At 72.3% G+C, this 19,849-nt stretch carries 20 protein-coding genes; 5 read left to right on the top strand and 15 right to left on the bottom strand.

Translation table 11 applies throughout. The features are described 5' to 3' along the window. Positions 1-27 precede the first annotated feature (27 nt). From EJG53_RS27350 to EJG53_RS27335, 4 genes are all read right to left on the bottom strand, one after another. Complete coding sequence (locus EJG53_RS27350; RefSeq protein WP_125047108.1) at positions 28-1,344, bottom strand: hemolysin family protein; 1,317 nt, start codon at positions 1,342-1,344, stop codon at positions 28-30. Positions 1,345-1,357: 13 nt separating this feature from the next. After that, positions 1,358-1,855 carry an rRNA maturation RNase YbeY gene (gene ybeY / locus EJG53_RS27345; RefSeq protein ID WP_125047107.1) on the bottom strand — a complete coding sequence of 166 codons (498 nt, stop codon included), beginning with the start codon at positions 1,853-1,855 and terminating at the stop codon, positions 1,358-1,360. 20 nt (positions 1,856-1,875) lie between these two features. Next, a complete protein-coding gene (locus EJG53_RS27340; RefSeq protein WP_125047106.1) occupies positions 1,876-2,886 on the bottom strand; it encodes a PhoH family protein in 1,011 nt (336 codons plus the stop codon). A 229-nt stretch (positions 2,887-3,115) separates the two neighbouring features. Then, positions 3,116-4,330 (bottom strand): carbohydrate kinase family protein, encoded by a 1,215-nt coding sequence (locus EJG53_RS27335; RefSeq protein WP_125047105.1) that lies wholly within the window; start codon positions 4,328-4,330, stop codon positions 3,116-3,118. 66 nt (positions 4,331-4,396) lie between these two features. Here EJG53_RS27335 and EJG53_RS27330 point away from each other — a divergent pair, with 66 nt between their 5' ends. Next, on the top strand, positions 4,397-5,734 hold the full coding sequence (locus tag EJG53_RS27330) for a family 4 glycosyl hydrolase (protein ID WP_125047104.1): 1,338 nt from the start codon (positions 4,397-4,399) through the stop codon (positions 5,732-5,734). A gap of 13 nt (positions 5,735-5,747) precedes the next feature. On the opposite strand, the gene EJG53_RS27325 is transcribed toward EJG53_RS27330, so the two are convergent. The 4 genes from EJG53_RS27325 to EJG53_RS27310 all read right to left on the bottom strand — a co-directional run bounded on the left by EJG53_RS27325 (position 5,748) and on the right by EJG53_RS27310 (position 9,704). Beyond that, entirely contained in the window at positions 5,748-6,386 is a 639-nt protein-coding gene (locus EJG53_RS27325) for an MBL fold metallo-hydrolase (protein WP_125047103.1), read from the bottom strand. Next, positions 6,386-7,471: an S-(hydroxymethyl)mycothiol dehydrogenase gene (locus EJG53_RS27320; protein WP_125047102.1), complete on the bottom strand. Its 1,086-nt coding sequence runs from the start codon at positions 7,469-7,471 to the stop codon at positions 6,386-6,388. The genes EJG53_RS27325 and EJG53_RS27320 overlap by 1 nt, the downstream gene beginning before the upstream one ends. A gap of 128 nt (positions 7,472-7,599) precedes the next feature. Then, positions 7,600-8,943: a glucarate dehydratase family protein gene (locus EJG53_RS27315; protein ID WP_125047101.1), complete on the bottom strand. Its 1,344-nt coding sequence runs from the start codon at positions 8,941-8,943 to the stop codon at positions 7,600-7,602. Positions 8,944-9,062: 119 nt separating this feature from the next. Next, the gene (locus tag EJG53_RS27310) at positions 9,063-9,704 is read right to left on the bottom strand and encodes a flavin reductase family protein (RefSeq protein ID WP_125047100.1); all 642 of its coding nucleotides are present in this window, start codon (positions 9,702-9,704) and stop codon (positions 9,063-9,065) included. Positions 9,705-9,876: 172 nt separating this feature from the next. Between EJG53_RS27310 and EJG53_RS27305 the strand changes: the two genes are divergently transcribed. After that, positions 9,877-10,680, top strand: a complete 804-nt coding sequence (locus EJG53_RS27305) for an HAD family acid phosphatase (RefSeq protein WP_125047099.1) — start codon at positions 9,877-9,879, stop codon at positions 10,678-10,680. Between the two features lie 34 nt (positions 10,681-10,714). Here the strand turns inward: EJG53_RS27305 and EJG53_RS27300 are convergent, their stop codons facing one another. The 3 genes from EJG53_RS27300 to EJG53_RS27290 form a co-directional block, all read right to left on the bottom strand. Beyond that, on the bottom strand, positions 10,715-11,620 hold the full coding sequence (locus EJG53_RS27300) for a ribonuclease Z (RefSeq protein ID WP_125047098.1): 906 nt from the start codon (positions 11,618-11,620) through the stop codon (positions 10,715-10,717). Positions 11,621-11,644: 24 nt separating this feature from the next. Further along, on the bottom strand, positions 11,645-12,001 hold the full coding sequence (locus EJG53_RS27295; protein ID WP_031001933.1) for a histidine triad nucleotide-binding protein: 357 nt from the start codon (positions 11,999-12,001) through the stop codon (positions 11,645-11,647). 190 nt (positions 12,002-12,191) lie between these two features. Further along, positions 12,192-12,986, bottom strand: a complete 795-nt coding sequence (locus EJG53_RS27290; protein ID WP_125047097.1) for a hypothetical protein — start codon at positions 12,984-12,986, stop codon at positions 12,192-12,194. Positions 12,987-13,168: 182 nt separating this feature from the next. Between EJG53_RS27290 and EJG53_RS27285 the strand changes: the two genes are divergently transcribed. Further along, positions 13,169-13,597, top strand: coding sequence for an OsmC family protein (locus EJG53_RS27285; protein ID WP_125047096.1), 429 nt, complete (start codon positions 13,169-13,171; stop codon positions 13,595-13,597). 139 nt (positions 13,598-13,736) lie between these two features. Here the strand turns inward: EJG53_RS27285 and EJG53_RS27280 are convergent, their stop codons facing one another. From EJG53_RS27280 to hrcA, 4 genes are all read right to left on the bottom strand, one after another. Continuing rightward, positions 13,737-14,480 (bottom strand): 16S rRNA (uracil(1498)-N(3))-methyltransferase, encoded by a 744-nt coding sequence (locus tag EJG53_RS27280; protein ID WP_125047095.1) that lies wholly within the window; start codon positions 14,478-14,480, stop codon positions 13,737-13,739. Beyond that, positions 14,477-15,628, bottom strand: a complete 1,152-nt coding sequence (locus EJG53_RS27275; RefSeq protein WP_125047094.1) for a nitronate monooxygenase — start codon at positions 15,626-15,628, stop codon at positions 14,477-14,479. The genes EJG53_RS27280 and EJG53_RS27275 overlap by 4 nt, the downstream gene beginning before the upstream one ends. Before the next feature lie 214 nt (positions 15,629-15,842). After that, positions 15,843-16,979 (bottom strand): molecular chaperone DnaJ, encoded by a 1,137-nt coding sequence (gene dnaJ, locus EJG53_RS27270; RefSeq protein WP_030021994.1) that lies wholly within the window; start codon positions 16,977-16,979, stop codon positions 15,843-15,845. Next, positions 16,980-17,996, bottom strand: a complete 1,017-nt coding sequence (hrcA, locus tag EJG53_RS27265; RefSeq protein ID WP_030021995.1) for a heat-inducible transcriptional repressor HrcA — start codon at positions 17,994-17,996, stop codon at positions 16,980-16,982. A 252-nt stretch (positions 17,997-18,248) separates the two neighbouring features. Between hrcA and EJG53_RS27260 the strand changes: the two genes are divergently transcribed. Next, positions 18,249-18,983, top strand: coding sequence for an MBL fold metallo-hydrolase (locus tag EJG53_RS27260; protein ID WP_125047093.1), 735 nt, complete (start codon positions 18,249-18,251; stop codon positions 18,981-18,983). 28 nt (positions 18,984-19,011) lie between these two features. Then, positions 19,012-19,839: a DUF3097 domain-containing protein gene (locus EJG53_RS27255; RefSeq protein WP_125047092.1), complete on the top strand. Its 828-nt coding sequence runs from the start codon at positions 19,012-19,014 to the stop codon at positions 19,837-19,839. The last annotated feature ends 10 nt before the right edge of the window (positions 19,840-19,849 follow it).

The raw sequence follows: 19,849 nt of genomic DNA, 5'->3' as shown, positions 1-19,849 counted from the left end.
GCTTCCCGCTCCGCCGCCGGCCGTCGGTCAGTCCTGACCGTCCGCGCCGTCCTCGCCCCGGACCGGCTCGCAGAGCACCGTGACGATCTTGTTGCGGCGGCCGGCCGGGGCCTCCGCGGTCAGCCGCAGCGCCTTCGGCGAGAGCGCGGACGCGTTCTCGCTGAGGTCGATCTCGGCCGTGGCACCCGCGATCGGCACCCGGCCCAGATGCTTGGCGAGCAGCCCGCCGACCGTCTCCACGTCCTCGTCGTCCAGCTCCGCGAAGCCGTACAGCTCCCCGAGGTCGCCGATGTCCAGCCGCGCGGTCACCCGGTACCGCCCGTCGCCCAGATCCTCCACGGGCGGCAGCTCCCGGTCGTACTCGTCGGTGATCTCGCCGACGATCTCCTCCAGGATGTCCTCGATCGTCACGATGCCGGCCGTACCGCCGTACTCGTCGATGACGACCGCGACGTGATTGCGGTCCTGCTGCATCTCGCGCAGCAGATCACCGGCGTTCTTCGTGTCCGGCACGAAGACGGCGGGCCGCATCGCCGTGGAGACCAGCTCCGTCTCCGCGTCCCGGCTGATGTGCACCTTGCGGGCGAGGTCCTTCACGTACACGATGCCGACCACGTCGTCCTCGTTCTCGCCGGTCACCGGGATGCGGGAGAACCCGGAGCGCAGCGCGAGGGTCAGCGCCTGGCGGATGGTCTTGAACCGCTCGACCGAGATCAGGTCCGTCCGCGGCACCATCACCTCCCGGACCAGGGTGTCGCCGAGCTGGAAGACGGAGTGCACCATACGGCGCTCCTCGTCCTCGATCAGCGACTCCTTCTCCGCGAGGTCCACCAGCGAGCGCAGCTCGGCCTCGGAGGCGAAGGGGCCCTGCCGGAAGCCCTTGCCGGGCGTCAGGGCGTTGCCCAGAAGGATCAGCAGCCGCGGAATCGGCCCCATGACCCGGGCCAGCGGCAGCAGCACGTACGCGGCGGCGGTGGCGGTGTTCAGCGGATGCTGGCGGCCGATCGTACGGGGCGAGACGCCCACCGCGACGTACGAGACCAGCACCATCACCGCGATGGCCACGGTCAGCGCCTGCCAGGTCTCCTCGAAGGAGCGCAGACAGGCGTACGTCACCAGCACCCCGGCCGCCATCTCGCAGCCGACCCGCACCAGCAGCGCGACATTCAGATAGCGGACGGGATCGGCGGCGACGGCGGCCAGCTTCGCGCTGCCCCGCCGCCCCGACCGCACGGCTTCCTCGGCACGGAAGCTGGTCGTACGGGCGAGCCCCGCCTCGGCACACGCCGCGAGCCACGCGACGACGACGAGCAGGACCGCGACCGCGATGAGCTGGGTGGTCACCGGATCTCCCGCCTCAGGTGACGGTCGGGGCCGGCGACGGACCCGTCAGCCCGCGCTCGGCACGCCAGCCGTCGATGATCGCCGCCTGCAGACCGAACATCTCGGCCTTCTCCGAAGGCTCCTCGTGGTCGTACCCGAGCAGGTGCAGCACCCCGTGCACGGTCAGCAACTGGAGCTCCTCGTCCATGCTGTGCCCGGTCGGCGCCTCCGCACCCTGCTTCGCGGCGACCTCCGGGCAGAGCACGATGTCCCCGAGGAGCCCCTGCGGGGGCTCCTCGTCGTCCTTGGCCGGCGGACGCAGCTCGTCCATCGGGAAGGACATGACATCGGTCGGCCCCGGCAGGTCCATCCACTGGAGGTGGAGCTGTTCCATGGCGTCGGCGTCGACGACGATGACCGACAGCTCGGAAAGCGGGTGAATACGCATCAGGGCCACGGCGTAGCGCGCGACATCCAGAATCGCCTGCTCGTCGATGTCCGTTCCGGACTCGTTGTTGACGTCGATCGACATGTGGTGCTGCGTCTCGTTTCTCAGGTTCGCCGGCCGTTTTGGCTGTCGTACTTCTCGTACGCATCGACAATACGGCCGACGAGCTTGTGCCGGACGACGTCCTGGCTGCTGAGCCGCGAGAAGTGCACGTCGTCCAGCCCCTCCAGAATGTCCTGGACCTGCCGCAGACCGCTCTTCGTACCGCCCGGGAGGTCGATCTGCGTGATGTCACCGGTGATGACGATCTTCGAGTCGAACCCGAGGCGGGTGAGGAACATCTTCATCTGCTCGGGGCTGGTGTTCTGCGCCTCGTCCAGAATGATGAAAGCATCATTCAAGGTACGACCGCGCATATAGGCGAGCGGCGCCACCTCGATCGTCCCCGCCGCCATCAGCCGCGGGATCGAGTCCGGGTCGAGCATGTCGTGCAGGGCGTCGTACAGCGGGCGCAGGTACGGGTCGATCTTTTCGTAGAGGGTGCCGGGGAGGAAACCCAGGCGTTCGCCGGCCTCGACGGCGGGGCGGGTCAGGATGATGCGGTTGACCTGCTTGGACTGCAGGGCCTGGACCGCCTTGGCCATGGCGAGGTAGGTCTTGCCCGTGCCGGCGGGGCCGATGCCGAAGACGACCGTGTGCTGGTCGATGGCGTCGACGTAGCGCTTCTGGTTCAGGGTCTTGGGGCGGATGGTGCGGCCGCGGTTGGAGAGGATGTTCTGGGTGAGCACCTCGGCGGGGGTCTCGCTCGCCGCGCCCTCGCCGTCCGCCGCCGAGCGCAGCATGGCGATGGAGCGTTCCACCGCGTCCTCGGTCATCGGCTGGCCGGTGCGCAGCACCAGCATCATCTCGTCGAAGAGGCGCTGGATGAGGGCGACTTCGGCGGGGTCGCCGGTCGCCCGGATCTCGTTGCCCCGTACGTGGATGTCGGTGGCCGGGAAGGCGTTCTCGATGACCCGCAGCAGGGCGTCTCCGGACCCCAGGACCGTCACCATCGGGTGCTTGGCGGGGACGGTGAACTGGGCGTGCGCCTGCGGTCGTGTAGGTGTCTGAGTCATGGGCCGGCTCTCTGGCCTGCTCATCCCCCATTCGTTGCGCTGCGGAGGCGGTGCCCGGCAGCTCGGCTCCTTGGGATACCCAGGGTACGACGGTGCACTGACAAGCCCGAAGCCTTTTCCGGCGTTCGCCTGTTCTCGTGTTCCTCCGGTGACGGAGTGCTCATGGGTGGGTGGGGTGTGGTTGGCCGGTTGTTCACGTGCGGGGCCCGTGCGGGACCCGTGCGGGCGCTCACGCGGGCCGGCGGAATCCGAGGGTCGGCAGGGCGCGGGCCAGCGGCCAGGAGCGGTCCGCGGCGGGCAGCAGGGCGTCGAGGAAGGCGTAGCGGCGGCGCAGGGCGGCCGGGTCGTGGGGGGAGCCCGCCGAGGTGGTGGCGCCGTCCGGAGTCCGGCCGCACGCCTCCGCCTGCACTACGCGCTGCCACCAGGCGGCGATCTCGATCCAGCCCGGTGCGGACAGCGAGCCGCCGAATTCCTGGACGGAGAGCGCGGCGGTGAGCCCGGCGAAGGCGAGCCGGTCGGCCAGCGGCCAGCCGGCCAGTGAGCCGGTGACGAAGCCCGCCACGAAGACGTCGCCGGCGCCGGTGGGGTCCATGGCCTCGACCGCGATGGCGGGCACCTCGGCGGTCTCGCCGGTGCGGCCGTCGACCGCGTACGCGCCCTCGGCCCCCAGGGTGACCACGGCGACCGGCACCCGGTCGGCCAGCTTGCGGGCGGCGGCGCGCGGGCAGTCCAGGCGGGTGTAGCGCATCGCCTCCTCCGCGTTGGGCAGGAAGGCTTCGCAGTGCTCCAGTTCGGCGAGGTCGGCCGGGTCCCAGCGGCCGGAGTCGTCCCAGCCCACGTCGGCGAAGATGCGGCTGCCGCGGTGGGCGGCGCAGCCGAGCCAGCCCTCGGGGCGGCCCGGTTCGAGGGAGGCGACGCAGGCCCGGGACGGCGGCGGGCAGCCCGGTGCGTGCTTGCCGTCGAAGGCGGTGCGGGCGGGGCCGCTGGGCGCTTCGTGGCCGTGCGAGACCATGGTGCGCTCGCCCTCGTACGCCATGGAGACGGTGACGGGAGAGTGCCAGCCCGCGACGGTGCGGGACAGCGACAGGTCGACGTGTTCGCCGCGCTCCAGCGCCTCCCAGCAGTACTCGCCGTACATGTCGTCGCCGAAGGCCGCGGCGAGCGAGGTGCGCAGGCCGAGGCGGGCGAGTGCGGTGGCCATGTTGGCGACGCCGCCGGGGCTGGAGCCCATGCCGCGGGCCCAGGACTCCGTGCCGCGTACCGGCGCGGAGTCCAGGCCGGTGAAGATGATGTCGAGGAAGACCGTGCCGGTGAGATAGACGTCGGTGGCCGGGTCGCCCTCGGCCCGTACGGCGGCGAGGGGGTCGAGCGCGGGCGCGGGGCCCGGCGGGACGTGGCCGGCCGGGCCGTTGCCCGGGGTCCGCTGGACATCGTGTGCGCTCACCGTGCCTGCCCCTCTCATCCGTGCGCGTGACGCCAGTCTGCCCGATGCTGCGGTACGTTCCGGCCCATGAGGCTGACGATTTTGGGCGGCGGGGGTTTCCGGGTACCGCTCGTGCACCGTGCGCTCCTGGACGATCCCGCGCAGGCCGTCACCGAAGTGACCCTGTACGACACCGATCCGCGGCGGGTGGCCGTCATCGCCTCCGTGCTGGCCCGGCAGGCGGAGCGGCGGACCGGTCCAGGGCGGCCGTCGCCGGTCCGCGTGCGGGTCGCCGAGTCGCTCGACGACGCGCTGCGGGGCACGGACTTCGTCTTCTCGGCGATCCGTGTCGGCGGTACGGCGGGGCGGATCGCGGACGAGCGGATTCCGCTGGACGCCGGGGTGCTGGGGCAGGAGACGGTGGGTGCGGGCGGTGTGCTGTACGGGCTGCGTACGGTGCCCGTCGCGCTGCGCATCGCCGAGCGGGTGGCGGCGCTCGCGCCGGACGCCTGGGTCGTCAACTTCACCAATCCCGCCGGGATCGTCACCGAGGCGATGGCGCAGGTGCTGGGCGAGCGGGTGATCGGTATCTGTGACTCGCCGGTCGGGCTGGTGCGGCGCGCCGCGCGGGCCGCGGGCGCCGATCCGGACCGGGTGACGTACGGCTACGTCGGGCTCAACCACCTGGGCTGGCTGCGCTCCTTGACCGCCGAGGACGGCACGGACCTGCTGAAGAAGCTGCTGTCGGATTCCGGCGCGCTCACCTCGTTCGAGGAGGGCAAGCTGTTCGGGGCGGACTGGCTGCGGGCGCTGGGTGCCCTTCCCAACGAGTACCTGCATTACTACTACCTCCGCCGCGAGACGCTGGCCTCCGTACGGGACGCCTCCGAAACCCGCGGGGAGTTCCTGGACCAGCAGCAGAGCGGCTTCTTCGAGGCGGCGTCCGGCGTCTCGCCCGAGGAGGCGTACGCGCTCTGGGAGCGCACCCGGCAGGAGCGCGAGGAGACGTACATGGCCGACAGCCGGGAGGCGTCCGGCGGCTGGCAGCGCGACACCTGCGACATGGAGGAGGGCGGCGGTTACGACCAGGTGGCGCTGGCCGTCATGCGGGCCGTCTCGGGTGACCGGCCCGCGCGCCTCATCCTGAACGTGCGCAACGGGACGACCGTGCCGCAGCTCGCACCCGAGGCGATCATCGAGACGGTGTGCGAGGTGGACACGGACGGCGCGCGGCCGCTGCCGTGCGCGCCCCTGCGGGAGGACCAGTTGGGGCTGATGCTCCAGGTCAAGGCCGTCGAGCTGGCCACGGTCGAGGCGGCGGAGTTCAAGGACCGGGACGCGGCGCTGCGGGCGGTGGCGCTGCATCCGCTGGTGGATTCACCGGCGGTGGCCGCCCGCATCCTGGAGCGGGCGGCCACGGACTGACGGGGGCGGGGGTTCAGTGCCCCCGCTTCACCCACTCGTCCAGGTGCGGTGCCTCGGCGCCGATCGTGGTGCCGTCGCCGTGTCCGGTACGGACCTCGGTACGCGGGGGCAGCGTCAGCAGCCGTTCCCGGATCGAGTCGACGATGGTCGGGAAGTCGGAGAACGACCGGCCGGTGGCGCCGGGGCCGCCCTGGAAGAGGGTGTCGCCGGTGAAGACCGTGCCGTGCTCCCCCAGGTCGGGCGCGTACAGGCAGACCGCGCCCGGCGCGTGGCCGGGGGTGTGCAGCACGGTCAGGTCGACGCCGGCGATGGTGAGCACCTGCCCGTCCGCCAGCTCCTCTTCCGGCGCCCGGTCCGGGTGGGTCTGCTGCCAGAGCGGCAGGTCGGCCGGGTGCAGATGGATGGGCGCGCCGGTACGGGCGGCGAGGGCCGGGGCCGCGTCGATGTGGTCGTTGTGCGCGTGGGTGCAGATGATGGCGCGCAGCGTACGGCCATCGAGCGCCGCGAAGATCGCGTCGGCGTCGTGGGCGGCGTCGATGACGACCGCCTCGGTGTCGTCGCCGATGATCCACACGTTGTTATCGACGTCCCACTCACCGCCGTCGAGCGCGAAGGTGCCGGACGTGACCAGATGGTCGATGCGGGCCGCCATCAGAGCACCACCACCGAACGCAGTACGTCGCCCTGGTGCATCCGCTCGAATGCCTGCTCGACGCCGTCGATGCCGATCGTCTCCGTGACGAAGCCCGCCAGGTCGATCCGGCCCTGCTGGTGCAGGTCGACCAGCATCGGGAAGTCGCGGGACGGCAGGCAGTCGCCGTACCAGGACGACTTCAGCGCGCCGCCCCGGCCGAACACGTCCAGCAGCGGCAGCTCCAGCTTCATCTCCGGTGTCGGCACGCCGACCAGGACCACCGTGCCGGCCAGGTCGCGGGCGTAGAACGCCTGCCGGTAGGTCTCCGGGCGCCCCACCGCGTCGATCACCACGTCGGCGCCGAAGCCACCGGTCAGCTCGCGGATCGCCTCGACGGGGTCGGCGGCGCGGGAGTTGACGGTGTGGGTGGCGCCCATCGTCTTGGCCATGGAGAGCTTGCGGTCCTCCACGTCCACGGCGATGATCCGCGCCGCGCCGGCCAGCCGGGCGCCGACGATCGCCGCGTCGCCCACGCCGCCGCAGCCGATCACCGCGACGCTGTCGCCGCGGCCCACCGCGCCCGTGTTGATGGCCGCGCCGATGCCGGCCATCACGCCGCAGCCCAGCAGCCCGGCCACGGCGGGCGACACCTCGGGGTCGACCTTGGTGCACTGCCCGGCCGCGACCAGCGTCTTGTCGGCGAACGCGCCGATGCCGAGGGCGGGCGTCAGCTCCGTGCCGTCCTTCAGCGTCATCTTCTGCCGCGCGTTGTGGGTGTCGAAACAGTACTGCGGACGGCCGCGCTTGCAGGCCCGGCACTTCCCGCACACCGCACGCCAGTTGAGGACGACGAAGTCCCCGGGTTCGACGTCGGTCACGCCCGCCCCGACGGACTCCACGACGCCCGCCGCCTCGTGCCCGAGCAGGAACGGGAACTCGTCGTTGATCCCGCCCTGCTTGTAGTGCAGGTCCGTGTGGCACACCCCGCAGGCCTGCACCTTCACCACGGCCTCGCCCGGTCCCGGATCCGGCACCAGGATGGTCTCCAGCCGCACCGGCTCGTTCTTCCCCGGCGCGATGACGCCGCGCACTTCCTGTGCCATCGGGACAGCTCCCTCCAAAGATCACGTACGGGATGAATACGGTACGCGTCCTCGGCGCCGGAAGCGCCGGTGCGGGGTGCGCCGACGGCACGGGGCGACGGCCCTGGGGCGGCGGCCGTGGGCGGCGCTCACCACCGCGGCACCCGGGGCGTCACCCACCCCGGGTCGGCGGCCCGCATCGCCGCCGCGTCGTCGCGGTCCCGGAACGTCCCGTCGTCGGCCAGCCAGCGCGCGTGCAGAGCCGACAGCCGGTCGCGGTCGAGCGTGACGCCGAGGCCCGGCGCGTCGGACACCGGCAGTGCGCCGTCCGTGAAGGCGAGGCGTTCGGTGAGGACGTCCTCCGTCTGCCAGGGGTAGTGGGTGTCGCAGGCGTAGCGCAGGTCGGGGACGGTCGCGGCGACGTGGTTCATGGCGGCCAGGCTGATGCCGAGGTGGGTGTTGGAGTGCATGGACAGGCCGACGCCGAAGGCGCGGCAGATCGCGGCGAGTTCGCGGGTGTTGCGCAGGCCGCCCCAGTAGTGGTGGTCGGAGAGGACGACCTGGACGGCGTCCCGGGTGAACGCCTCCCGGATCTCGGCGAAGGTGGTCACGCACATGTTCGTGGCGAGCGGGAGGCCCGTACGGGAGGCGACCTCGGCCATGCGGTCGGTGGTGGCGGCGGGGTCCTCCAGGTATTCGAGGACGTCCCGGAGCTCGTGGGCGACCTTCAGGGACGTGGGGACGCTCCATGCGCCGTTCGGGTCCAGGCGCAGGGGGTGCCCGGGGAAGGCGTCGGCCAGCGCCCGGATGGCGGCGATCTCCTGCGCGGGCTCGAAGACGCCGCCCTTCAGTTTGAAGGAGCGGAAGCCGTACGTGTCGCGGAGGCGGCGGGCCTGGTCGACGATGCCGGGCGGGTCGAGGGCCGCGCCCCAGTCGTCGGGCTCGCCGCGGCCGCCGGGGTGTGCGGCCCAGCGGTAGAAGAGGTAGGCGCTGTAGTCGACACGGTCGCGGACCTTGCCGCCGAGCAGGGCGTGGACGGGCAGGCCGGTGAGCCGCCCCCAGGCGTCCAGGCAGGCGACCTCGAAGCCGGAGAGGACGGAGAGCCGCAGTTTGTCGGCGGTCTGCACACCGCGCAGGCCGCCCGCGGTGACCTCGGCGGCGCCGGTGGCCGCCGGGGAGTCGCCGCACACCTCGGCGGCCAGGCGCGGCAGCATGTTCAGGTCCGTGACCGGGCGGCCGATCAGCGCGTCGGCCAGCGGACCCGCCAGATCGAGGTACTGCGTGTCGCCGTAGGTCTCGCCGAGGCCGGTCGCGCCGCCCGCCGTGGCCACCTCGACGACCAGGCGGGGCGTGTAGGGCTGGTGGACGCCCTGGGTGTTCAGCAGGGGCGGGTCGGCCACGAGGACCGGGGTGAGGCGGACGGCGGTGATGACGGTGGGAGCGGCCGGCGCCCGGGGCGCCTCTGTCTGCGTATGTAGACGTGATCCGTCCATGGGAACGGAGGGTAAGGAGGCGCGTCCGGGGCGTCAATGGGGGCTCGCACAAGTCGGGTGGAACAAGGCCGAGTTGGGTGCGGCTCCGGCGGACACGGCTCGCTCCGCCGGGCGCGCCGCTACGCGTCCCGGGGCGTCTGCGTACGGTACGACTGGCCCAGCTCCGGCCCGAGCCCGAAGTAGTGGCGGAAGTTGTAGACGAGCGGGCTCCAGGCGGCCGGGTCGATGTGGTCGGTGCCGGGAACGACGATGCGGGGATCGGCGTACACCGCGCTCACCACGGTCTCGACGAGGACGAAGGCGCCGGAGACGTCCGGCCGCACCCGCTCGGCACGGGCCTCCATCTGGAGCGGGCATTCGGCGACGCGGGGCGGCCGTACCGAGCGGGACGGTACGGCGGTCAGCCCGGCCGCGCCGAACTTGTCCGGCTCGTACCGGCAGCCCGCGGGCTTGCCCGGCGGCACCGGGTCGCGGCCGGTGAGCGGCGCCAGCCGCTCCACCGCGGGCCACAGCCCGGGGCCCGGCAGGCTGAGCACCAGTCCGGGCCGGCTGCCGAGGTTGTGCGCGGTCTGTCCTTCGCGGCCGAGTCCGAGGACGACGGTCCGGCCGAGCGCCCAGGCGGAGGAGATGGGGGCGAGGTTGAACGTGCCGTCCTCGTTCTCCGTGGACACGAGGACCACCGGCGTCCCGAAGTACAGGACGCCGGGCGCTATCTCCAGGTGGCCGGCGGCGGGCGCGGCGGCAGGGGGTGCGGTGTTCATGGCGGGGAGCCTAGGAGCCGGTCGTTTCGGTGCGGACCGAAGCATGCCGGCCCGTCCGGTGCTGGTCCGTTCGGTCCAGCCTTTGCCAATCGTTGAATCTTCGCGCGTAGATGTCCGTGTAAACGCTCTGTTAAACCTAGGTGGCCCCCACCGGTCCACCTAGGAGCAGCACATGCGCCACCCCCTCCTCTCCCGTCGCCGTGTCCGGCTCGGCGCCGCGGCCGCCACCGTGGTCGTCGCCGGTACCGCGGCGTTCGGCGTCGGCCAGGCCACCGCCGAGCACTCCGTACCGCGTACGGACAAGGAGATCCCGAACCTCACCCAGGTCCAGGACAAGATCAAGGCGTACTACGGCGACACGGTGACCGCGGACGGGCAGCACTACGCCTCCCCGCACAGCAACTACGCCAAGCAGGTGCGCGGCATCACGGACTCGGCCCGCCGCTACCTCGACAAGGTCGCCAAGGACGCCCGCACGCACCACCACGGCAAGAAGCCCGCCATCGTCCTGGACATGGACGACACCACGCTGCTGACGTACAACTACGAGCTGCAGGTCGGCTTCCACCACACCGAGGCCGCCCAGGACAAGTACCTGGCGAGCACCGACATGGAAGCGGTCTACGGCATGGACCGCCTCGTCAACCGGGCGCACCGCCAGGGGATCGAGGTCTTCTTCGTCACCGGCCGCAAGGAGGCGCAGCGCGAGTGGAGCGTGCGCAACCTCAAGAACGTCGGCTACGGCGTCCCGCTGGACCGCGCGCACGTCTACCTCAAGGACAAGAAGAACCCGCCGGCCTACCTGCCGTGCGGCGCCACCTGCTCGACGGTGGAGTTCAAGGCGGGCACCCGCAAGCACATCGAGTCGCGGGGCTACGACATCGTCGCCAACTTCGGCGACCAGTACAGCGACCTGAACGGCGGCTACGGCGACAAGACGTTCAAGCTGCCGAACCCGATGTACTTCCTGCCCTGATCCGGCGGCACGGGCTCCCGGGGCGGCGAGCTCCTCAGGCGCGCTTGGGCACCGGGACGCGCATCAGGTCGCGGGCGACGGTCAGTTCGCCCGCGAACCCGGCCGCCCGCGCCTGCCGCTCGAACTCCGAGGGGTCCGAGTAGCGCTGGGAGAAGTGGGTGAGGACCAGGTGGCGCACGCCCGCGTCGGCGGCGACGCGGGCCGCCTGGCCCGCCGTCAGGTGCCCGTGGTCGGCGGCCAGCCGCTCGTCCTCGTCGAGGAACGTCGACTCGATGACCAGCAGGTCACAGCCCTCGGCGAGGGCGTGCACCCCGTCGCACAGCCGGGTGTCCATGACGAAGGCGAAGCGCTGGCCCCGCCGTACCTCGCTGACGTCGTCGAGGGTGACCCCGTTCAGCTCCCCCTCGCGCTGGAGGCGGCCGACGTCCGGCCCCGCGATGCCGTGCGCGGCGAGCCGCTCCGGCAGCATCCGGCGCCCGTCCGGCTCGACGAGGCGGTAGCCGAACGACTCGACCGGGTGGGAGAGCTTGCGCGCCTCCAGGACGTACGACGGGGTACGGGCCAGCACCCCGTCGGCGGCCACCGGCCGCTCGCCCAGCCGTACCGTCTCGCGGTAGGCGGTGGCGTACCGCAGCCGGTCGAAGAACCGCTGCCCGCTCGCCGGGTAGTGTGCGGTGACCGGGTGCGGCACCCGGTCGAGGTTGATCCGCTGGATGACGCCGGCGAGCCCCAGCGAGTGGTCACCGTGGAAGTGGGTGACGCAGAGCCGGTGCAGGTCGTGCGCGGCGACCCCGGCCCGCAGCATCTGCCGCTGGGTGCCCTCGCCGGGGTCGAACATGATGCCTTCGCCGTCCCAGCGCAGCACGTAACCGTTGTGGTTGCGGTGCCGGGTGGGCACCTGACTGGCGGTGCCGAGGACGACGAACTCGCGTACGGACACGGTGCTGCGGCTCCTTCGCCCCGGTCAGACCAGGCGCTGGAGGTCGCGGCCGCCCAGCACGTGGGCGTGGGCGTGGAAGACGGTCTGGCCGGCGCCCGGACCGGTGTTGAAGATGATCCGGTAGCCGGTCGCGTCGACCTTCTCGTCGGCGGCCACCGCGGCGGCCTCGCTCAGCACCTCACCGGCGATCCGCGGCTCGGCGGCGGCCAGTTCCCCGGCGTTCGCGTAGTGCACCTTGGGGATCACCAGGACGTGCGTCGGCGCCTGCGGACTGATGTCCCGGAAGGCGACGGTCGTCTCGGTCTCCCGCACGATCGTCGCGGGCACCTCGCCTGCCACGATCTTGCAGAACAGGCAGTCGGCCTGCGGTTCTCCCGCCACCGGTGGGCTCCTCCCGGGTCGCCGGCCGGTACGCGGCGCCCCCGTCCGTCCGGAGCCGGGCCACCCGTACCGCGCCGTGTCACATCACCATCACGTCTACGGGACCGGATGTTACCGGGCCGCCCGTGGGCGGTGGTGCGGCGGCCGGGCCGGAGGCGGGAGGAGCCCGGGGCGGCGCGCCGGGCGGTGGTCAGTGTTCGGCGGCCCAGGTCTGCTTCTGGCCGTCGTCTCCGTCGTGGTTGTTGCCGTCGTGGTTGTTGCCGTCGTGGTTGCCGTCGTCGTGGCCGTCGTCGTTCTGGCCGTCGTGGTCGCCCTGGCCGTCGTGGTCGTGCGAGTCGTCCGAGCAGGTTTCGCTGGGCGACGGGTCCGGGTCCGGGTCGGGGTCCGGATCCGACGGCTGAGCCGTGACCGTGACCGTGACGGGCGGTGTGGACGGCGGCTCGTGGGACGTGTGGCCGCTGCTGGGCGGCTGGACGGTGTGGGTGACGGTCGGGCGCGGGGTGCCGGTCGGCTGGTCCTGCTCGCAGTTGCCGAGCACGCCCACCTTGAAGACGACCTGCCCGGCGACCCGCGCGGTCAGCCGCCCGCGCACACAGCGGCCGTCGACCTCGGAGGTGACCCGGCCGGTGATGGTGATCTTGCTGTGGTGGGCGGTCTGGCCCTGGCAGTCGACGGTGACGACGGTGTGGCGGGTCGCCGTCGCCGTGGCGTTGCCCGTGGCCTGCTGGTCCCGCGGCACGGTCGCCGTACAGCTCAGCCAGCTCACGTTCACGCCGATGCGCTCCAGCGCCACGGTCCCCGCCTGATCGGTGGTGTAAGCGATCGACGAGGTGTTCAGTCCGCCGGCCGGCTCACAGGCGGACACCGCGACGACCGCCGCGCCCGCGGCGCCCACCGCCGCGAACAGCCGGCCGCGCCGCGTCGATCCGGCCCGGGACCTGCCGGTCCGCGCGAGCCGCGTCCGTACGTCTCGTAAGCGCCCCATGGACCCCATGCCCGGCAGCGTCCCACCATGGCCCCCGGACCAACAGTCCCGGCTCGGCCAGTGTGCGCCGCCGCCCGTACGGGCCGCCTCGTGCCGCCTGTCCGGGTGCCGCCGTACGCCGTGCCGGAATCACTAAGCTGATCCACAGACCGCCATCACCCCACGACCAGGAGTCATCCACCATGGCAACGACCCGCACCGCGCAGACCCACTGGGAAGGCAACCTGCTGGAGGGCAAGGGCCAGGTCGCCCTCGCCTCCTCCAACGTCGGCACGTTCGACGTGAACTGGCCGGCCCGCGCCGAGCAGCCGAACGGCGTCACCAGCCCCGAGGAGCTGATCGCGGCGGCCCACTCGTCCTGCTACTCGATGGCCTTCTCGCACGGCTTGGCCGGCAAGGGCTACACCGTCGCGGCGCTGGACACCAAGGCCGACGTGACCTTCCAGCCGGGCGAGGGCATCACCGGCATCGTGCTGACCCTCAAGGCCAGCGTGCCCGGCCTGTCCGAGGAGGACTTCCAGGCCGCGGCCGAGGACGCGAAGAAGAACTGCCCGGTGAGCCAGGCGCTGGCCGGCGTCAAGAACATCACCCTCCACGCCGAGCTGGTCTGATCCGGCCGTCGCGGAAGCGGCGGGGCCGCGGCGTACGTCACGCCGCGGCCCCGCCGTGCTTCTTCCGGCGCTGTCTCTGGCGTGCCGCCCCGACCGGGCGTCCTTGTCGCGCCGCCCCGGCCGGGCGTCCGTCGCGCCGTCAGCTCCAGCGGCCGGTACGGCCCAGCAGCAGCGCGGTGGCCGCCGTACCCGCCGTGGACGTCCGCAGGACGCTCCACCCGAGCCGGTACGCCTTGGCGCCCGCCTCCTCGAAGGCCGCCAACTCCTCGGGCGACACGCCCCCTTCGGGGCCGACCACGAGCACGATCCGGCCGCTGGACGGCAGTTCGGCGGCGGCCAGCGGGGCGCTGCCCGCGTCGCGGTCCTCGTGCAGTACGGCGGCGAAGTCCGCCTCCGCGAGGAGCGCCGCGACCTGCTTGGTCGACATCAGGTCGGCGACCTCGGGAAAGCGCAGCCGGCGCGCCTGCTTGCCCGCCTCCCGGGCGGTGTTGCGCCACTTGGCCAGGGACTTCGCGGCCCGCTCGCCCTTCCACTGCGTGATGCACCGGGACGCGGCCCACGGGACGACGGCGTCCACGCCGGTCTCCGTCATGGTCTCCACGGCCAGTTCGCCGCGGTCGCCCTTGGGGAGGGCCTGGACGACGGTGATGCGCGGCACCGGCTCCGGCTCGGTCTGCGTACCGGTCACCTCGACGACGAGCCGGTCCTTGCCCTCGGCGGCCCGCACCACGCCCACCGCGCCGCTGCCGTTGCCGTCCGTCAGCACCACGGGTTCGCCCGCGCGCAGCCGCCGTACGGAGACCGCGTGCCGCCCCTCGGGCCCGTCCAGCACGGTCTCCCCCGTGCCCGGGACACTGTCGACGAGAAACACCGGCGCCGTCACAGCGCACCTCCCAGCTCGCCCGGGAGCCCCGGACCGGCCTGATAGCTCTCCGGCGCGGCGGAGTCGCGCACGTCCTCCCGGACCGATCCGGCGCGTGCCGCCTCCAGTTCGGCCACCAGCACCTCGACCAACTGACCGGCCGGAAGCTGCCGCGCCATCCGGTGCCCCTGGCCCGCCCACAGCGCCATGCCCTGCGCGTCGCCGGTCTTGGCGGCGGCCTTGCGCAGGCCCGAGGTGAGGTGGTGCACGGCCGGGTAGGCGGCCGGGGCGTACGGGCCGTGCTCACGCAGGAAGCGGTTCACCAGGCTGCGGGCCGGGCGTCCGGAGAAGGCCCTGGTCAGCTCGGTACGCGTGAACAGGGGGTTGGTCATCGCCTGCTTGTGCAGCGGATTCGCGCCGGACTCCGGGGTGACCAGGAACGCCGTGCCGAGCTGCGCCATCGACGCGCCCGCCGCCAGCACCGCGGCGATCTGCGAACCACGCATCAGACCGCCCGCCGCGACGATCGGTATCTGCACGGCCTCCCGCACCTGCCCGATCAGCGACAGCAGTCCGACCCCGGCACCGGTGCCGTCGGCCTGCGGGTCGTCGCGGTGGGTGCCCTGGTGGCCGCCGGCCTCTATGCCCTGGACGCAGACCGCGTCGGCGCCGGCCCACTGCGCGGCCTGTGCCTCGGCGGCCGTGGTGGCGGTGACGATCGTGAACGTACCGACTTTGGCGAATCCGTCGAGAACGGCGCGCGACGGGCACCCGAAGTGGAAGGAGACGACCGGCACCGGGTCCTCGCGCAGGATGGCGAGCTTCGCCTCGTACCCGTCGTCGACACCCTCGTACGGGTCGATGTCGTCCAGCGGCGTCTCGTACCAGGCCGACTCGCCCGCGAGCTGCTCACGGTAGACCTCGACGGCCGCGTTGTCGGCGAGCGCGGGCTGCGGCATGAAGAGGTTGACGCCGAAGGGGCGGTCGGTGAGCCCGCGCAGTTGTTTGATCTCCTGATACATGCCGTCCGCGGTCTTGTACCCGGCGGCCAGGAAGCCGAGTCCGCCGGCGCCGCTGACGGCGGCGGCCAGCTCCGGGCGGGCGACGCCGCCTGCCATGGGGGCCTGCGCGATCGGATGACGGCAGAGATCGGTCAGCGCTGTGGGCATGACCACATCGTGTCACGCCGCACGCGGGGTCCCGAACCGGGCCCGGACCCACCAAGATCAAACAGGTCCGGCGATCAGGGCAGTTCGGGCGGGAACGGCGAACGGCGGCCGGGCCGAGAAGCCCGGCCGCCGCCGTGTGCCGTAACGGGGGGTCACCGCCCGGTGCCGTGCCCATCCGGGGGACAACCCCCGGACCCCCGGCAGGACGGAATGCCTACCGCCCGTTGAAAGCGTCCTTCAACCGCGAGAACAACCCCTGCTGCCCCGGCTGGAACTGCCCCGTCGGGCGCTCCTCCCCGCGCAGCTTGGCGAGCCGCCGCAGCAGCTCCTCCTGCTCCGCGTCCAGCTTCGACGGCGTGATGACCTCGACGTGCACGATGAGGTCGCCGCGCCCGTTGCCCCGCAGGTGGGTGACGCCGCGGCCGTGCAGCGGGATCGACTGGCCGGACTGGGTGCCGGGCCGGATGTCGATCTCCTCCATGCCGTCCAGCGTCTCCAGCGGGCACTTGGTGCCCAGCGCCGCCGCCGTCATCGGGATGGTGACCGTGCAGTGCAGGTCGTCGCCGCGCCGCTGGAACGTCGGGTGCGCCAGTTCGTGGATCTCCACGTACAGGTCGCCGGCCGGGCCGCCGCCGGGGCCGACCTCGCCCTCGCCCGCGAGCTGGATACGGGTGCCGTTGTCCACACCGGCCGGGATCTTGACCGTGAGCGTACGGCGCGAGCGGATGCGGCCGTCGCCGGCGCACTCCGGGCACGGGGTCGGCACGACGGTGCCGAAGCCCTGGCACTGCGGGCACGGCCGCGAGGTCATGACCTGGCCCAGGAAGGACCGGGTGACCTGCGAGACCTCACCGCGGCCGCGGCACATGTCACAGGTCTGCGCCGAGGTGCCGGGCGCCGCGCCCTCACCCGAACAGGTCGTACAGACGACGGCGGTGTCCACCTGGATGTCCTTGGTGGTCCCGAAGGCCGCCTCGTCCAGTTCGACGTCCAGCCGGATCATGGCGTCCTGGCCGCGCCGCGTGCGGGACCGGGGTCCGCGCTGCGACGCGGTGCCGAAGAACGCGTCCATGATGTCGGAGAAGTTGCCGAAGCCCGCGCCGAAGCCGCCGGCCCCGCCACCGCCACCCGCCTGCGAGAGGGGGTCGCCGCCGAGGTCGTAGACCTGCTTCTTCTGCGGGTCCGAGAGCACCTCGTAAGCGGCGTTGATCTCCTTGAACCGCTCCTGGGTCTTCGGATCCGGGTTCACATCCGGGTGCAGCTCGCGGGCCAGCCGCCGGAAAGCCTTCTTGATCTCGTCCTGCGAGGCATCGCGTCGTACGCCCAGGACCGCGTAATAGTCCGTGGCCACTTACGACTCCGCGAGGATCTGTCCGACGTAACGTGCCACTGCGCGTACCGCTCCCATCGTTCCGGGGTAGTCCATGCGGGTCGGTCCGACCACGCCGAGTTTGGCGACTGCCTCGTCGCCCGAACCGTAGCCGACCGCGACGACCGATGTGGACGTCAGGCCCTCATGGGCATTCTCATGCCCGATGCGTACGGTCATGCCGGAGTCCTTGGCCTCCCCCAGCAGTTTGAGGAGCACCACCTGCTCCTCCAGGGCCTCCAGCACCGGCCGGATGGTCAGTGGGAAATCGTGCCCGAAGCGCGTGAGATTGGCGGTGCCGCCGATCATCAGCCGCTCCTCGGTCTCCTCCACCAGAGTCTCCAGCAACACCGACAGCACTGTCGAGACCGTGCCCCGGTCCTCCTGCTCGAAGGACTCCGGGAGATCCTGCACGAGCTGCGGCACGTCCGTGAACCGCCGCCCCACCACGCGGCTGTTCAACCGCGCCCGCAGGTCCGCCAAGGAGGTCTCGCCGAACGGCGCCGGGCAGTCCACCATGCGCTGCTCGACCCGGCCGGTGTCCGTGATCAGCACCAGCATCAGCCGGGCCGGCGCCAGCGACAGCAGCTCCACGTGCCGCACCGTGGACCGGGTCAGCGACGGGTACTGCACGACGGCGACCTGCCGCGTGAGCTGCGCCAGCAGCCGTACCGTACGGCCCACGACGTCGTCCAGGTCGACGGCGCCGTCCAGGAAGTTCTGGATGGCGCGCCGCTCGGGGCTGGAGAGCGGCTTGACGCCGGCCAGCTTGTCGACGAAGAGGCGGTAGCCCTTGTCCGTCGGGATGCGCCCCGCGCTCGTGTGCGGCTGGGCGATGAAGCCCTCGTCCTCCAGCGCGGCCATGTCGTTGCGGACCGTGGCGGGAGAGACACCGAGCTGGTGCCGCTGGGTCAGCGCCTTGGAGCCGACCGGCTCCTCGGTCCCGACATAGTCCTGGACGATGGCGCGCAGCACTTCGAGTCTGCGTTCACTGAGCATCGCGCACACCTCCAGTCCGGCCGTGTCACCGGCGCGCGGCCGGGTTCTTCCGGGTCGTCTTCCCTGGCACTCATCAGGTCCGAGTGCCAGACCCTGACCAAGTGTACGGCCGGGTCGCACGGGCAGGGCAAGGGCGGCGGTACCGGAGTCGTGCTCCGGACTCCCGCGAAACGCGTACCGCGGGCGGCGGCGGGCACCCGGAACCCCCCGGTCCGGCGGGCAACGCTATCGCGATACGGCTAGCGTCTCGGTATGCGTACGACTTGGGAAGAGGCCGGGTGGGAACGGCTCGGCGCGGGCGTCGGGCGGCGCCGGATGCCCGGCTGGGACGAGACGGTGGGCGCCGTCGTCGGCTCGTCCGGTGTGCTGATCGTGGACACCGGCGCGACGATCCGGGACGGCGCCGAGCTGCGCCGTCAACTTCGCGACATCACAGGGCAGAACGTGACATATGTCGCGCTGACCCATCCCCACTTCGACCACGTCCTGGGCGCCGCGGCCTTCGCGGGCGTCCAGGTCTTCGGCGCGGCCGGGCTCGACGAGTTCCTGCCGCGCGCCCTGGACGACCTGCGGCGCGACGCGGTGTCGCACGGCGTGGACCCGGACGCCGCCGCGGAGGCCGCCGACCTGCTCGTGCGCCCGCACCACCTGGTCTCCGGCGAACGCACCGTCGACCTCGGCGACCGGCAGGTCCTGCTCGCCAACGTCGGCCCCGGCCACACCGCGCACGACCTGGTCGTCCTGGTACCCGGCACGCACGGCTCGCCCGAGGTCGTCTTCTGCGGCGACCTGGTCGAGGAGTCCGGCGAACCCCAGGCCGGACCGGACGCGATCCCCGGCCGGTGGCCCGCCGCCCTGGACCGGCTGCTGGCCCTCGGCGGCGAGGACGCGGTGTACGTACCCGGGCACGGAGCTGTCGTGGATGCCCGATTCGTCCGTGAGCAACGCGACGCGCTGAGCCGCCGCTTCGGCGTGTCGCGGCACTGACCGGCCATCCCTTCTTATCGTCTGTCCAATGCGCAGCAGAGAGTACGGCCCGGACCTCACCCCGCCGTGGAAGAAGCAGCAGCCGGCCCCCGAGGTCGAGGCCGAGCCGGACCTCGTCGTGGAAGAAGCCGTCACCGGGTTCTGCGGCGCGGTCGTCCGCTGCGAGAAGACCGCCGAGGGCCCGACCGTCACCCTGGAGGACCGCTTCGGCAAACACCGGGTCTTCCCGATGGTCCCGCGCGGCTTCCTCCTGGACGGCAAGCCCGTCACCCTCGTACGCCCCTCTTCCCGCGCCGCCGCACGCGGACCGGCCCGTACGGCCTCCGGCTCCCTGGCCGTCCCCGGCGCCCGCGCACGGGTCGCCCGCGCCGGGCGCATCTACGTCGAAGGGCGCCACGACGCCGAGCTGGTGGAACGCGTCTGGGGCGACGACCTGCGCATCGAGGGCGTCGTCGTGGAATACCTCGAAGGCGTCGACGACCTCCCGGCCATCGTCCGCTCCTTCTCCCCCGGCCCGGACGCCCGCCTCGGCGTCCTGGTCGACCACCTCGTCCCCGGCTCGAAGGAGTCCCGCATCGCGGCCTCGGTCACGGACGAGAACGTCCTGGTCGTCGGCCACCCGTACATCGACATCTGGGAAGCGGTGAAACCCGCCGCGGTCGGCATCCCCGCCTGGCCGTCCGTCCCCCGCGGCCAGGACTGGAAAACCGGCGTCTGCCGCGCCCTGCGCTGGCCGGAGAACACCGGGGCGGCGTGGCAGCACATCCTCTCCCACGTCCACTCCTACAAGGAGCTGGAGCCGGCGCTGCTGGGGCGGGTGGAGGAACTGATCGACTTCGTCACTGCGCCGGGGTGAGCGGCGTCGG

This window comes from Streptomyces chrestomyceticus JCM 4735, assembly GCF_003865135.1.
Taxonomy (GTDB): Bacteria; Actinomycetota; Actinomycetes; order Streptomycetales; family Streptomycetaceae; genus Streptomyces; species Streptomyces chrestomyceticus.
This window is presented reverse-complemented; position numbering and strand designations above follow the sequence as displayed.